Raw genomic sequence first — 14,470 nt, 5'->3', positions numbered from 1 at the left:
CCTTTAATTCAGTACATGAGGGACGGCAAGCCGGAATGGCTCAATTTCCGCGATAAACTGTTTACCCTCTTCATCGTGCATGATGTAGTGGCCCTGCATCACGCCGACCGGAGTCTCCAGGGCTGTACCGCTGCTGTAGGTATATTCATCATGACCGGGGATAAACGGCTGTTCGCCAACCACGCCATCGCCTTCGACTGTCATCTGTTTGCCGTTGGCATCGGTAATCAACCAGCGGCGACTGATCAACTGCACGGTTTGGTTACTGAGATTCTTTATCGTGATCAAATAGGCGAAAACATAGCGCTGTTGTTCCGGGGTGGATTGCTCAGGTATGTATTTGGTATGAACCTGTACCTTAATACAGGGCGTGGCAGTATCCATAAAAACTCCTTTTCCGAATCGCTGTGTCGACATTACCGCAGGATATGGAAGATGACCACCGTTACGCAAACATAACCTGACAAGATGCGCTCATAAAGGCATACCGGACACGAAACAACGAAAGGGAACAAATTACTCAAGCGGGCAAGAATGCAAAAAAGGATGACCGTTAGGGTCATCCTTTCTGTTTATGCCTGCTGGCCGTGGTTGGCGTCAAGCCAGTTGGCCATGGCAACGAATTGCTGCAGGGTCAGGTTTTCCGGACGCATGGTCGGGTTGACACCCAGCTCTTCCAGTACTTCCAGTTCCAGCAGACCTTTGTAGCAGTTACGTACCGTTTTACGGCGCTGGTTAAAGCCTTCACGTACCACGCGGTCCAGCCACTTCAGGCTGGTCGTCGGGTGTGGCAGAACCTCGTAAGGCACCAGGCGGACTACGGCTGAGTCGACTTTCGGTGGCGGCACAAATGCAGTCGGCGGCACTTCCAGTACTGGAACCACTTTGCAGTAGTATTGCGCCATCACGGTCAGCCGGCCGTAAGCCTTGCTGCCCGGACCTGCTGCCAGACGGTTAACCACCTCTTTTTGCAGCATAAAGTGCATGTCCTGCACATCTTTATGATATTCAAACAGGTGGAACATCAACGGGGTAGAGATGTTGTACGGCAGGTTACCGAAAATGCGCAGCTTGTTACCCGGCTTCACCAGCTGGGTAAAATCAAAGCGCATTGCATCGCCTTCATGGATGGTCAGCTTGTCAGCCAGATCCGGATGGTTGCGCAGGCGCTCAGCCAGGTCACGGTCAAGCTCAATCACGGTGAACTTATCCACTTCACGGCCGACCGGCTCGGTGATGGCACCCAGACCAGGACCGATCTCAACCAGGTTTTGTCCCGGACGAGGGTTAATGGCTGATACGATGCCATCAATGATGTATGGATCGTTCAGAAAGTTCTGACCAAAACGTTTACGCGCTTTGTGTCCTAAATGGACATCGTTTCTCATAGTGTTCTCAATATTCTTCTACTGTCGTCAAGAAGCCTTCTTCTTGTCTACTAATTCAATCGCTTGCGCAAGGGCTGTTCTGAAGCTGCCGACGTCTGCGCTGCCTGTACCTGCCAGGTCAAGCGCCGTACCGTGGTCAACCGAAGTCCGAATAAACGGCAGGCCGAGGGTAATGTTTACCGAGCGGCCAAAGCCTTTGTATTTCAGTACCGGCAGCACCTGATCGTGGTACATGCCCAGAACAGCATCTGCATGCTGCAAATATTTTTCGCTGAAGATGGTATCGGCCGGTAACGGACCGATCAGATTGATACCATCCTGCTGACGCAATTTTTCCAGGGTTGGTGTGATGGTGTCGATCTCTTCATGACCCAGTACACCATCTTCCCCGGCATGCGGATTGAGGCCGCAAACATAAATGTTCGGCTGCTCAATCGCAAATTTCTCGACCAAATCCTTGTGGAGAATATGAATGATCTTTTCCAGGCGCTCACTGGTTACCGCTTTAGACACATAAGCCAATGGAATATGGGTCGTGACCAGTGCAACCCGCAGCCCTTCTGTTGCCAGCATCATCACCACCAGAGGGGTATTGGACTGCTCAGCAAAGAACTCGGTGTGGCCGCTGAATGCAACGCCAGCCCGGTTGATCACCCCTTTATGCACGGGGCCGGTGACAATAGCATCAAATTCATCATTCATACAGCCTGCAGCGGCTCTTTCTAGCGTATTTAATACGTAGCGGCCGTTGGCTTCATTGAGCTGACCGGCAACCACAGGTTTGCTGATCGTGATGTGATCCACTACCAGGGTGCCGGCACGCTGCGCAGAGGCCGGTGCTGCAGCATCGTAGTCTAATAAGGTGACATCAAGGCCGAGCAGTTTGGCGCGTTCAGCCAGCACCGATTTGTCGGCACACACCACCAGTTGATGCGACCAGTCTTCCTGCGACAGTGCCAACACCAGATCCGGGCCAATGCCCGCCGGTTCTCCGGCGGTGACGACGATGCGTTTAATTGTCATCTTCGTTGTCCTTGAGTACTTCAACGAAAGCACCGGCACGCAGCTCCTGCAGCCAGGCGCTGGCTTCTTCATTGAACTTACGGTTGAACAGAATTCGGTACGCTTTGTTTTTCAGTGCAGAGTCGGTACGGTCAACTTCGCGGCGATCCATCACTTCGACAATATGCCAGCCGTGCACGGTTTTAAATGGCTTACTGATTTGCCCCACTGGCAGGGTTTCTACCTGGTGTTTAAATTCCGGTACATACAGGTCAGGGGTCTGATAACCCAGTTCACCATTTTGAGCCGCTGAACCCGGATCCTGGCTGTACTGACGTGCCAGTTCAGCAAAGGTCGCTTCACCGTTGTTAATGCGGCGAATGAAGTCATTGAGCTGCTTCTGAGCGCCTTCATCACTGAGGATAATAGTCGGCTTAATCAGGATATGGCGGGCATTGACTTCAGTCACGGCCACGGTCTCCAGACCTTTGACATCATCAATTTTGAGGATGTGGAAACCGACACCGCTGCGGAACGGACCAATAATAGTGCCTTTGTTCTGCATTTTAATCTGGTCAGCGAAGATGGTTGGCATCTCTTCTTTGCGCATCCAGCCCCAGTCACCGCCTTCGAGCGCTTTCGGGCCCTTTGAGTAGGTGCTGGCCATTTTACTGAAGTCAGCGCCATCGTTCAGCTCCTGGACCAGTTTCTTGGCCTGAGCTTCGACATCAGCTTTATCCTGCCCGTCATTGAAGCGTAGCTGGATGTGGCTGATTTTGTACTGCACAGTGGCATTGGTTTCCTGGGCCAGGATCTCGGCCAGGGTATCGACTTCAGCCGGCAGAATGTTGATGCGGCGGCGCACCAGTGCATTACGCGCTTCACTGGCGGACATCTCTTTACGGATCTGTTCGCGGAATTCGGCGTAGGTCAGGCCTTGTTCTGCCACAGCCGCGCGCAGCTGCTCAGGAGTCTGTTTGTTATCCCGTGCGATATCGTTGATGGCCTGATTAAGGCGTTCATCATCGATGCGTACCCCGATCCGATCTGCTTCCTGCTGTTGCAGGGTATCAATGATCAGTTTTTCCACCACCTGCTCACGCAGCACATCCTGCGCCGGCAGTGAACGACCGTTTTGTTTGGCATTGGCCTGAACGGTCAGCATGGCGGCATCCACATCGCTTTGTAAAATAACGCCGTCATTGACGACGACAGCGACGCGGTCCATTTCAACCGGCTGTGCCTGCGCAGTACCGATAGTAAGTAGCCCGATAAGCGTCAGTAGGGTGTGTTTCCACAATTTCATTACATGTCCTATCTATTGCAAAGGCCTGCCTTGGGCAGGCCTGTCTGTTCGTGACTCAGAGACTCAGTTATTCAGGAAGAACGGACGACCGTAGCCCAGAGAGTTATCACTGCTGCTCAGCAGATCAGAGTCGGAACCAACACTGGTACCAAAGCCGATAATGCCGATATTGAAGCTGAAGTTGTTCTCATAATCAGGATCGCCAAAGTTGTCATAACCGTCGCTAAGGGTCTGGTTCCAGCCCTTAAGCTGGTTGCTGTAGTTGAAACCCATGTACCAGCAGTCAGAGGTATAGCGGAAGCCCGCCAGCCACTCCAGCGCCTGATCTGTGGTCAGATCATAGAAGTACTGGCCGCTGAAGCTCCATTTGCGTGACAGCTGGTAGCTGGCCAGCAGACCGGCCTGAGAAATACCGTCTTCAGTAATGTTGGAGACATCAAAGTCCACGGTTTCCTGAATGTACTCTTTTGGCACATAACGGTAGTTGGTCTGGATGAAACCACCATCAAACCGGTATTCCAGCGTACTGTTGGCGAGCTGCATGGAGCTGGTATCGACGTCATACTGCACGCCGCCGTGGTAAAACAGGAAGTCATCGTAGTTGAAATCCATTTCCACTGCCCAGGCCGAGTAGTTCGACTCCGTCTCTTCATCCGATGCTGTGGAGCGGACTTTCAAATCTTTGTCGATATAGAAAATCTGACCGAACGAGATATTGAGGCGCTCTTTATACGCATCGTCGAAGAAACGGGTGGAAGCGCCGTAGCTTAGCTGGTTCGCCGCGGCGACACGGTCGATGTTGCTGTATTTGCGGCTGCGGAACAGACCGTAGTAGTCGGTTTGCAGCAGGGTAGTGTCATACAGGGCGATATTGCTCTGGTCTTTTTTAGGTACATACAGGTACTGGATCTGTGGTTCCAGGGTCTGGGTGTAGCTGTCAAAGATCTTGGTATTTCGTTCCAGCACGATACCGGCGTGAGTGCGGAATTCAGGAATGACGCGGGTCACGCTCTCTTCCAGATCGCGGTTATCGGAGTCGGTCATATCGACGTCGTCCAGATCTTGCTGATAGTAAGTGCCCAGTACGCGCGCTTCTGTGGTCCAGGTGCCCCAGGTGGTGGCAATCGGGATTTGCATGCCTGGTTCGATATGTACCCGGGTCGCAGAAGGACGGCCGTTGGCATCGGTCTCAAAACGCGAAATATGCGATTTAAAGTCCAGATCCATGTAACGCAGAGCCTGAGGTGAATAGTAGTTAAACGCCAGTTGCGGCATCAGACGATAAGGCTGCTGGGTGCTGTTGTTATCATCCAGCAGCAGCTGGAATTGGCGTACCCGGATTGCGCTGTCCCAGTTCTGGCTGCGGTAGGCAACTTCACCTTCCTGAATCAGCTGACCGTCTTCACGGTTACCGATCGACGAGCTCAGATCAGAGAAGTAGTTAATATCGCTGACTTTGGAGTAATCGAAATCGAATTTCCATGACTGGTCATAAATGCCGCTGTGCTGATACTGGAATGCCCAGCGCTTACCCAGATCCGGGTTCAGATCATCATCCGGCAAAAACTCAGATTTGAGGCTGCCCTGACCAAAATCAGTCAGGTAGCGGAAGATACTGTTGAGCTGAGTACCACGCTTGTCCATATAGTGCAGGGTGGTTTCCAGATCGTACTGCGGTGCCAGGTTCCAGTAGAATGGTACTTCCAGTTCGAAACCATCGCGCGAACCGTAAGAAACGGTCGGATACAGGAAACCAGTTTTACGGGTATCACCAATCGGCACGGTCAGGTACGGGAAGTAAAACACCGGCACGTCGAGCACTTCCAGACGCGGGTTATAGAAGGTGGCCTGTTCCTCATCCTGGTCGACATGAATCCCCGAGGCTCTCAGGCGCCAGGCATTATCATCTTCCGGACAGGAGGTAATTGAGCCATCTTCAATCTCGTATACCGCTTTACCTGTCTTGGAGATATAGGCTGCATTACCACGGCCTGGCTCACACAGGAATTTGTATTCCGTGTTCTCCAGTGTCATCTGATCATTGGTCAGATCATTGGTGGCTTTATCTGAGCGCGCTCTGACCTGGCCGTCACTGAAATTCACATTACCTTCAGCCACCACCAGGTTCTCTTTCTGGTGCAGGGTCACATTGTCAGCCTGAATCTGCTTATTACCCTGAATGACAACAACATGGCCGGAGTAGGTGGCGCGATCGCCATTAATTGCTTCTAGCTTATCCGCTTCGACATTGATAGGCTGTTGGGCGGAATTCTCTGCTGCTGGTTTATCCACCAGGCATTGATCGATAGTGGGCAGTTCCTGCACACTGTCATCCACCGTAGCGTCTGCTTGAGTCTGAGGCGCAAAGAGCGCGGCGCTAATCGAAGCGGCTAAAAACGTGCGGGAAAAACGTGACATCGAATTGTACTATCCTGTTGAAATTGTTTAAGTCCGATATTGGGAGATGATACACCCAAGCACCTGTATGTAAATTCATCCTGAACCTGGCTGTGACACAGCCGATGAGATGACTTGGGTATAATAAAAACCGTTCCTTATCATAAAGGAATTTCACGCTCCCGGCACTATCAGACCACGGCACACCTAAAAAATTCATAGATTGAGAGCACATAATGCATATTTTTGGCAAAATTCTTGGCGCTTTCTTCGGCCTCCTGTTTGGCGGTCCGCTAGGCGCAATCTTTGGCCTGTTTATTGGGCATCAGTTTGATAAAGCCCGTCGTATGAGCCGTGCCGGCTTCAGTTCCGGCGGGTTTGGTTCCGGTCCGAGCCAGGCGGAACGGCAGGAAGAATTCTTTAAAGCGGCCTTTGCTGTGATGGGCCATGTGGCCAAAGCGAAAGGCCAGGTCACCAAACAAGAGATTCAACTGGCCAGTGTCATGATGGATCGCATGAACCTACATGGCGACCAGCGCCGTGCAGCGCAGGACGCGTTTCGTGACGGTAAAGATGCCGATTTCCCGCTTGACCGGGTACTGGAAAAAGTACGCATTTCGTCCGGCGGCCGTTTTGACCTGCTGCAGTTTTTCCTCGAGTTGCAAATCTCAGCCGCTTTTGCCGACGGCGATCTGCATCCGAGTGAGCGCGATGTGCTGCACCGTGTTGCTCAGATATTAGGTTTTTCGGCTGACCAGCTAGAGCGTCGCCTGCGTATGCAGGAAGCGGCGTTTCGTTTCCAGCAAGGTGGCGCTGGTGGACAGGGGCAGCAACACTATTCAGGCGGCCAGTGGCAGCAAACGTCAAGCCGCGACCGTCTGGCCGATGCGTATTCGGTACTCGGGGTGGATGAAAATTCCGACGCGAAAGAAATCAAGCGCGCTTACCGTAAACTGATGAACGAGCATCATCCGGATAAACTGATGGCCAAAGGCCTGCCGCCGGAGATGATGAACGTCGCCAAAGAGAAATCGCAGGAAATCCAGCATGCCTATGACTTGATCAAAAAGGAAAAAGGCATCAAGTAATCTGAGCGTGCTCAAGCACAAGGCAAGCTGCGGCTTGCCTTTTTTACCTCTGCAGTTTGCCGGCTGGTCAGTCTGTCAGGGTGGGGGCCAGAAAAGCAAAAACCCAGTCCGAAGACTGGGTTTTCTAAAAGTGGTTCACGCTGTCAGGACTTGTACGGGCCGACCTTCGGTTGCGACATATCTACCGTTCACAAATGAAGAATTTTCCATATACCAGAAAAGCAAAAACCCAGTCCGAAGACTGGGTTTTCTAAAAGTGGTTCACGCTGTCAGGACTTGTACGGGCCAGCCTACTGGTTGCGACATATTCATCGTTCACAAAGAAATGGAATTTTCGCACAGTTTTTTTGGACCAGAAAAGCAAAAACCCAGTCCGAAGACTGGGTTTTCTAAAGTGGCTCCCCCTGCAAGACTTGAACTTGCGACATACGGATTAACAGTCCGCCGTTCTACCGACTGAACTAAGGGGGAATTATTTGTTGTTCACTGTTTTGCTATTGTCAAAACAATGGTGCCGACTACCGGAATCGAACTGGTGACCTACTGATTACAAGTCAGTTGCTCTACCTACTGAGCTAAGTCGGCCTTTTCAATCAGCTATTAAAGCTCATTGAGGAAAAGTGGCTCCCCCTGCAAGACTTGAACTTGCGACATACGGATTAACAGTCCGCCGTTCTACCGACTGAACTAAGGGGGAACAGATTTTTAAGACTCAAGGTCTTGTAAAGAATGGTGCCGACTACCGGAATCGAACTGGTGACCTACTGATTACAAGTCAGTTGCTCTACCTACTGAGCTAAGTCGGCACACCGAATCTTTATGTTTTGTTGCATGCTCGTGATGTACACCAACATTCTAAAATATGGTGCCTCGAGGCGGAATCGAACCACCGACACGAGGATTTTCAATCCTCTGCTCTACCGACTGAGCTATCGAGGCAACGGGGTGTATTAAACGAGTTTTCCGATTTCCCGTCAACAGTAAAATGCAAAAAAAATATCGTTTGTTGTTTTTCTATACTTAATGGCCTGTTTTTATCCATCAGAAGCTACTATTTGCCCAGATCCCGCGCCCTAAAAGCTGTTGCGCCAGGGCGACAGGCGAGGGCGCTGGCTTGTTAGCTGCCAGATAGTTAGTTCGGAATGGGTGTTTTTTCGGCAAAGCGGATCAAACTAAACGGCAGCTTCACGCTGTGAGGCTCTCTTTTGCACTGAATACTACGGCTGTTGGTGAGTATACGGGGCGCTATCCGTTACCGGGCAGGAGCGTTTAATGTCTCATACGGCACTGTTGATTGCGCACAAAAGCAAAAACCCAGTCCGAAGACTGGATTTTCTAAAAGAGGTTCCCGCTGTCAGGACTTGTACGGGCCGACCTTCGGTTGCGACATATCTACCGTTCACAAAGGTGTTTAATTTTCCATACTGCAGAAAAGCAAAAAACCAGTCCGAAGACTGGGTTTTGTAAAGAGGTTCCCGCTGTCAGGACTTGTACGGGCCGACCTTCGGTTGCGACATATCTACCGTTCACAAAGGTGTTTAATTTTCCATACTGCAGAAAAGCAAAAACCCAGTCCGAAGACTGGGTTTTGTAAAGAGGTTCACGCTGTCAGGACTTGTACGGGCCAGCCTACTGGTTGCGACATATCTACCGTTCACAAAGCCGTTAAATTTTTCATACTGCACAAAAGCAAAAACCCAGTCCGAAGACTGGATTTTGTAAAGAGGTTCCCGCTGTCAGGACTTGTACGGGCCAGCCTACTGGTTGCGACATATCTACCGTTCACAAAGCCGTTAAATTTTTCATACTGCACAAAAGCAAAAACCCAGTCCGAAGACTGGATTTTGTAAAGAGGTTCCCGCTGTCAGGACTTGTACGGGCCGACCTTCGGTTGCGACATATCTACCGTTCACAAAGGTGTTTAATTTTCCATACTGCAGAAAAGCAAAAACCCAGTCCGAAGACTGGGTTTTGTAAAGTGGCTCCCCCTGCAAGACTTGAACTTGCGACATACGGATTAACAGTCCGCCGTTCTACCGACTGAACTAAGGGGGAATTATTTGTGTACTCTTTGCAGAGTAAAGCACCAAATAATGGTGCCTCGAGGCGGAATAACGGGCCCGCCCAGGGCACTGACCGATGATTTTCAACTTAACCTTATAAGGTTAGTGAGCACCGGAAATAATATGGTGCCTCGAGGCGGAATCGAACCACCGACACGAGGATTTTCAATCCTCTGCTCTACCGACTGAGCTATCGAGGCAAAAGAATGGTGCCGACTACCGGAATCGAACTGGTGACCTACTGATTACAAGTCAGTTGCTCTACCTACTGAGCTAAGTCGGCGCACTGTATTCTTTTACTGCTGCTGGTGACCTGCACCAACAACATTTAAATTGTGGTGCCCGGAGGCGGAATCGAACCACCGACACGAGGATTTTCAATCCTCTGCTCTACCGACTGAGCTATCCGGGCAACGGAGCGCTATTAAACGGATTTTCCCTCCGGTCGTCAACCTGTTTTTCTAAAAAAAATTAAAAAATCGCTTAAGCGCCGCTATTTTAAGCAAGGTGGTGGTTTTTGCTGCAAATGCATCACTTTTTCTTTGCCAGCGTTAACTTTTTCTCAGCCAGCGTTAAATTGTTTCTTAAATTGGGTCACTTTCTCCAGATAGCGGCGCGACTCTGCGTTCGGGTGTTTTTTGGTCAAAGCCCAGTAAACCTGATTCGGTTTGAGTGAATTGAGGTCATTCATCGCCCGCTGCCGGTTGCGGTCGAAGGTGTTGAGTACCCCGCCGGTGCCACCGTTATAGGCTGAAATCATGCTGTACTCGAGTGAGACCGGGTTGCGCACATCGCGCAGATAGCGGGTTTTGAGAATGTGAAAGTAGGCCGTTCCGGTATCAATATTGTTCTCCGGATTAAACAGATATTCGGGGGACGGCTGGCCGGAGCGGTTCTTGACCAGCTTAAACACATCGCGCCCGGCGGTTTTTGGCACTACCTGCATCAGTCCGTAGGCGTTGGCCCAGCTCACCGCATAAGGGTTGAAACTGCTCTCGGTTTTGATGATGGCGTAAATCAAATCTTCCGGAATGTCATATTTGCGCGCCGCACGCTGGACAATACTGGCGTACTGGTAACTGCGGATCTCGACCTGATCTTCGACCATAGGGATCTCGACATAATAGGCTTGTTTAAAGTCGACCTGTTTAACTTTAAGGTGATGAGCAATCAGGTAATCCGCGTAGCGGTTGGCGCGCCAGCTCCACTGAATTGGCTTGTGTTCCTGATCGACCACCTGACGATACAGAAAAGGCTGCCCTTTTAATTCAATATTTTGTGATGAGAATAAGTCGACATGGGCCGGATCATCCGGAGTGAGCAGGGTGGTGACTATGGCTTTCTTGAGGTGACCTTTAGGATCGGTCGGCGAGATGGTTTCGACCAGGATCTGACCGTCGTTGAAGTTAACTTCGGCCCGGCTCAGGTAGTCATCGATGTATTTGACATAGTTACGCTTACCGGCAATCTTGATTTCGCGGCTGCCCCAGCGTTTTTCGATATTGCCGGAGAAACTGTTGATCAGCGCATCGAGGGCCGCGGTGTCTTTGACAAACTGGCCCGGCAGCTGCGCCAGATTGGTGGCAAAGCGGTTAGTAGGCTCGTAATCGACATCGTACAAGCTCTCGACAAATTCCCGGCTGCAGCCTGCCAACAGCATGGCCGTCAGGCAATAAACTAGCTTTCTCATTTGCTCCCCGAACGTGATTGAGACGGTTAAAAACAAAAATGACACCAGAGCGGAAGGCTATGATGTCATTGTTTTTCATAGAAATGGTCTCGAATTACTCGCTTGGTGGCGTGTAACCTTCGATATGAACTTCCTGACCTTCAAACAGGAAGTTCACCATTTCCTGCTCGAGCAGTTTACGGTGCTCAGGATCCATCATGTTGAGCTTCTTCTCGTTGATCAACATGGTTTGCTTAGATTGCCATTGCGCCCAGGCTTCTTTCGAAATGTTATCGAAAATACGTTTGCCCAGTTCACCCGGATACAGCTGAAAATCCAGACCATCCGCTTCTTTTTGTAGTCGAGCACAAAATACAGTGCGGCTCATAACGACTTCCTCTTTAATTTTTTATGCATGAATTTCAAATGGAAGACTTTGCAGCAGCTGCTTTACAGGGGCAGCTAAGCCGATTTCTTCAGGTTGGTTTAAGTTATACCAAAGACCTTTGTCCGCTTCCATGATGATGTCGGGTTTGGCGGATAATTCCAGCAAAACCGGAGTAATATCGAGGTGATAATGGCTGAATGTGTGGCGAAAAGCGATTAAAGTCTTTTTCGCTACTACCAGCTTATCAGCAATACTGCGCTGATCCAGAGCGTGTTCAATCGCGGCATCGGCCGTTTCCGGAAAGCAGAACAGGCCGCCCCAGATCCCGCTTTGCGGCCGTTGCTCCAGCCACACGTCTTCACCGTGATGCAGCATGACAAACCAGGTTTCTTTGACCGGTTTGTCTTTCTTCGGCTTTTTGCCCGGATAGTCGAGCGGGTTGCCTTGCTGGTATGCGCTGCAGAACTCCATCACCGGACACAGGCTGCATTTGGGTTTGGAACGGGTACAGATCATCGCGCCCATATCCATCATCGCCTGATTGTATTTGTCGACATCGGTGGCCGGAGTGTGCTGCTCGGCATGTTGCCACAACTGATTCTCAACTTTCTTTTGCCCCGGCCAGCCTTCGACCGCAAAACTGCGTGCCAGGGTACGCTTGACGTTACCATCTAAGATAGCGTGCGGCTGTTTGTACACCGAAGACAAAATCGCGGCAGCAGTCGAACGGCCGATGCCGGGCAGGGCATTGAGCTGCTCGATGTCGGTCGGAAACTCACCGCCGTACTCGGTGGCGACAATCTTGGCGGCTTTGTGCAGATTACGCGCGCGGGCGTAATAGCCAAGGCCGGTCCAGTGATGCAGCACCTCATCCTGCTCGGCTGCGGCCAGCGCAGTCACGGTCGGGAAGCGCTGCATAAAGCGCTGGTAGTAAGGGATCACGGTAGCAACCTGAGTCTGTTGCAGCATAATTTCCGACAGCCAGACGCTGTATGCGGTTTTGTTGTGTTGCCACGGCAGGTTTTTACGCCCGTAAGCGTCATACCAGGTAAGAATAGCCTTAGCGAAAGGAGTCACGACTTGCTCTGTATTAAGAATAATAATGGGGCAAAATTGCAGCACATATTTTACCAGAAGTAAAACAGACAATATTTGCGGTTATTTCGCTCTCTTTGCGGTTCTTTGGTTAGCAATAACACTTGCACCCAAAGCAATTCTTTGGATAATCACAAGCCCTTTGAGTGAGAGTAAAAATTAAGCAGGCAATATCCATGACTGAAGTAACCAAAAATGAGTTCACTGAAGACGGCAAAATTGTGCGTAAAATTCGCAGTTTCGTTCGTCGTGAAGGCCGTCTGACCAAAGGTCAGGAAGCCGCGATGAAAGAGTGTTGGCCAACCATGGGTATTGATTATCAGGATGCTCTGTTGGACTGGAGCGAGGTATTTGGTAACAGCAACCCTGTGGTACTGGAAATTGGCTTTGGCATGGGCGCCTCTCTGGTTGAGATGGCTAAGAATGCACCGGAGAAAAACTTCATCGGTATCGAAGTGCACAGCCCGGGTGTGGGGGCGTGTCTCTCTTCGGCGCGTGAGGCGGGGGTGACTAACCTGCGCGTGATGTGTCACGACGCGGTGGAAGTGTTCGCCAATATGATTCCTGACAGCAGCCTGACGACACTGCAGCTGTTCTTCCCGGACCCGTGGCACAAGAAGCGTCACCACAAACGCCGTATCGTGCAGCTGGAGTTCGCGGAGATGGTGCGTCAGAAGCTGATCCCGGGTGAAGGTATCTTCCACATGGCGACCGACTGGGAAAACTACGCCGAGCACATGATTGAAGTGATGAATCAGGCGCCGGGTTACCAGAACATCGCGCAGCAAGGCGATTTTGTCGAGCGTCCGGCGGATCGTCCGCTGACTAAATTTGAGCAGCGCGGCCACCGTCTCGGCCACGGTGTGTGGGACATCAAATTTCAGCGCATCAGTTAATCTGGGCCGCCAGCTAACGCTGGACAAGCCAGACCGGGCAACTGATACTGACCGGGCATAACGTGAAACGAAGCCAACATGACTGCAATGTTGGCTTTTTTGACTGCGCAGCCTGAGCTGGCTGCACCTCATATCCTATCAACAACAATAACAACCAAGACAGTTGAAGACATGAAACCGACCTCAGACATACTGGCGGACATCCTGGATGAAGTTCGCCCACTGATCGGACAAGGAAAAGTCGCAGACTACATACCAGCCCTGGCACAGGTGCCGAATGACAAGCTGGGTATCGCCGTGTACACCAATCAGGGTGACGTGATCACCGCCGGTGACGCGCACGAGGGCTTCTCGATTCAGTCGATCTCGAAAGCGCTCAGCCTGACCCTGGCCATGAATCTGTATCAGCCGGATGAGCTATGGCGCCGGGTCGGCAAGGAGCCGTCCGGACAAGCGTTTAACTCGCTGATCCAGCTCGAAATGGAGAAGGGCATTCCGCGCAACCCGTTTATTAACGCCGGGGCGATTGTGATTGCCGATTTGCTGCAAAGCCGCTTGTCGGCGCCGCGCCAGCGCCTGCTGGAGTTCGCGCGCCAACTGAGCGGCGAAGCGCAGTTAGTATATGACAAAGTGGTCGCCGCGTCGGAGATGATGCACAGCGACCGCAACGCGGCCATCGCTTATCTGATGCGTGCGTTTGGTAACTTTGACAACGAAGTGCTGCCGGTACTGAATAACTATTTTCATGCCTGCGCGCTGAAAATGAGCTGTGTCGAGCTGGCGAAAATGTTCAGTTATCTGGCCAATAAAGGCGTGTCGGTGCATACCGGCGAGCCGGTGATCACTGCCACGCAAAGTAAGCAGATCAACGCGCTGCTGGCGACCTGTGGCCTGTATGATGGTGCCGGGGAGTTTGCCTACCGGGTCGGCATGCCGGGTAAATCCGGGGTCGGCGGCGGTATTATCGCTATCGTGCCGGGCGAAATGACCATCGCGGTCTGGTCACCGGAGCTGGATCCGTGCGGTAACTCACTGGCCGGTACTCGGGCACTTGAGCTGCTGGCGCAGCGAATCGGCCGCTCTATCTTCTGAGTGCACCGGAGTGTGATCATTCGCTCTGCAGAGACAAAAGTCAGCCAATCGGCTGACTTTTTGCTATTTCTCATTCACGAACAGCA

The 14,470-nt window shown here is 51.4% G+C and carries 11 protein-coding genes and 9 tRNA genes; 3 read left to right on the top strand and 17 right to left on the bottom strand.

Features of this window, described 5'->3' with window-relative positions; all coding sequences use genetic code 11:
• Positions 1-3 precede the first annotated feature (3 nt).
• From apaG to lptD, 5 genes are all read right to left on the bottom strand, one after another.
• Positions 4-384: a Co2+/Mg2+ efflux protein ApaG gene (gene apaG / locus KNV97_RS16815; RefSeq protein WP_136487580.1), complete on the bottom strand. Its 381-nt coding sequence runs from the start codon at positions 382-384 to the stop codon at positions 4-6.
• 188 nt (positions 385-572) lie between these two features.
• The gene (gene rsmA / locus KNV97_RS16810; RefSeq protein ID WP_136487579.1) at positions 573-1,388 is read right to left on the bottom strand and encodes a 16S rRNA (adenine(1518)-N(6)/adenine(1519)-N(6))-dimethyltransferase RsmA; all 816 of its coding nucleotides are present in this window, start codon (positions 1,386-1,388) and stop codon (positions 573-575) included.
• A gap of 27 nt (positions 1,389-1,415) precedes the next feature.
• Positions 1,416-2,411, bottom strand: a complete 996-nt coding sequence (pdxA, locus tag KNV97_RS16805; protein WP_218562401.1) for a 4-hydroxythreonine-4-phosphate dehydrogenase PdxA — start codon at positions 2,409-2,411, stop codon at positions 1,416-1,418.
• Positions 2,401-3,696, bottom strand: coding sequence for a peptidylprolyl isomerase SurA (surA, locus tag KNV97_RS16800; RefSeq protein WP_218562400.1), 1,296 nt, complete (start codon positions 3,694-3,696; stop codon positions 2,401-2,403). Before surA ends, pdxA begins: the two co-directional genes overlap by 11 nt.
• A 63-nt stretch (positions 3,697-3,759) precedes the next feature.
• Positions 3,760-6,114 (bottom strand): LPS assembly protein LptD, encoded by a 2,355-nt coding sequence (gene lptD / locus KNV97_RS16795; protein WP_136487576.1) that lies wholly within the window; start codon positions 6,112-6,114, stop codon positions 3,760-3,762.
• Positions 6,115-6,329: 215 nt separating this feature from the next.
• Here lptD and djlA point away from each other — a divergent pair, with 215 nt between their 5' ends.
• Positions 6,330-7,181 (top strand): co-chaperone DjlA, encoded by an 852-nt coding sequence (gene djlA, locus KNV97_RS16790; RefSeq protein ID WP_136487575.1) that lies wholly within the window; start codon positions 6,330-6,332, stop codon positions 7,179-7,181.
• 395 nt (positions 7,182-7,576) lie between these two features.
• Here djlA and KNV97_RS16785 read toward each other — a convergent pair.
• The 12 genes from KNV97_RS16785 to mutY form a co-directional block, all read right to left on the bottom strand.
• Positions 7,577-7,652: transfer RNA gene (locus KNV97_RS16785), tRNA-Asn, on the bottom strand.
• 38 nt (positions 7,653-7,690) lie between these two features.
• A tRNA-Thr gene (locus KNV97_RS16780) sits at positions 7,691-7,766 on the bottom strand.
• Between the two features lie 36 nt (positions 7,767-7,802).
• Positions 7,803-7,878 (bottom strand) — tRNA-Asn (locus KNV97_RS16775).
• A gap of 33 nt (positions 7,879-7,911) precedes the next feature.
• Positions 7,912-7,987 (bottom strand) — tRNA-Thr (locus KNV97_RS16770).
• Positions 7,988-8,044: 57 nt separating this feature from the next.
• A tRNA-Phe gene (locus KNV97_RS16765) sits at positions 8,045-8,120 on the bottom strand.
• Between the two features lie 1,040 nt (positions 8,121-9,160).
• Positions 9,161-9,236: transfer RNA gene (locus KNV97_RS16760), tRNA-Asn, on the bottom strand.
• 132 nt (positions 9,237-9,368) lie between these two features.
• Positions 9,369-9,444: transfer RNA gene (locus KNV97_RS16755), tRNA-Phe, on the bottom strand.
• 7 nt (positions 9,445-9,451) lie between these two features.
• A tRNA-Thr gene (locus KNV97_RS16750) sits at positions 9,452-9,527 on the bottom strand.
• A gap of 53 nt (positions 9,528-9,580) precedes the next feature.
• A tRNA-Phe gene (locus KNV97_RS16745) sits at positions 9,581-9,656 on the bottom strand.
• A gap of 150 nt (positions 9,657-9,806) precedes the next feature.
• Entirely contained in the window at positions 9,807-10,934 is a 1,128-nt protein-coding gene (mltC, locus tag KNV97_RS16740) for a membrane-bound lytic murein transglycosylase MltC (protein ID WP_136487574.1), read from the bottom strand.
• A gap of 94 nt (positions 10,935-11,028) precedes the next feature.
• Positions 11,029-11,301 carry an oxidative damage protection protein gene (locus KNV97_RS16735; protein WP_136487573.1) on the bottom strand — a complete coding sequence of 91 codons (273 nt, stop codon included), beginning with the start codon at positions 11,299-11,301 and terminating at the stop codon, positions 11,029-11,031.
• 21 nt (positions 11,302-11,322) lie between these two features.
• A complete protein-coding gene (gene mutY, locus KNV97_RS16730; RefSeq protein ID WP_136487572.1) occupies positions 11,323-12,378 on the bottom strand; it encodes an A/G-specific adenine glycosylase in 1,056 nt (351 codons plus the stop codon).
• Positions 12,379-12,572: 194 nt separating this feature from the next.
• Here mutY and trmB point away from each other — a divergent pair, with 194 nt between their 5' ends.
• Both trmB and glsB read left to right on the top strand, forming a co-directional pair.
• Positions 12,573-13,292, top strand: coding sequence for a tRNA (guanosine(46)-N7)-methyltransferase TrmB (gene trmB, locus KNV97_RS16725; RefSeq protein ID WP_136487571.1), 720 nt, complete (start codon positions 12,573-12,575; stop codon positions 13,290-13,292).
• A 171-nt stretch (positions 13,293-13,463) separates the two neighbouring features.
• Positions 13,464-14,384, top strand: a complete 921-nt coding sequence (glsB, locus tag KNV97_RS16720; RefSeq protein ID WP_136487570.1) for a glutaminase B — start codon at positions 13,464-13,466, stop codon at positions 14,382-14,384.
• Positions 14,385-14,470 lie beyond the last annotated feature (86 nt).

The sequence above is a fragment of the Vibrio ostreae genome (assembly GCF_019226825.1).
GTDB classification, from domain to species: domain Bacteria; phylum Pseudomonadota; class Gammaproteobacteria; order Enterobacterales; family Vibrionaceae; genus Vibrio; species Vibrio ostreae.
Note: the sequence above shows the minus strand (reverse complement) of the source record. Positions and strands in the feature narration are given on the sequence as shown.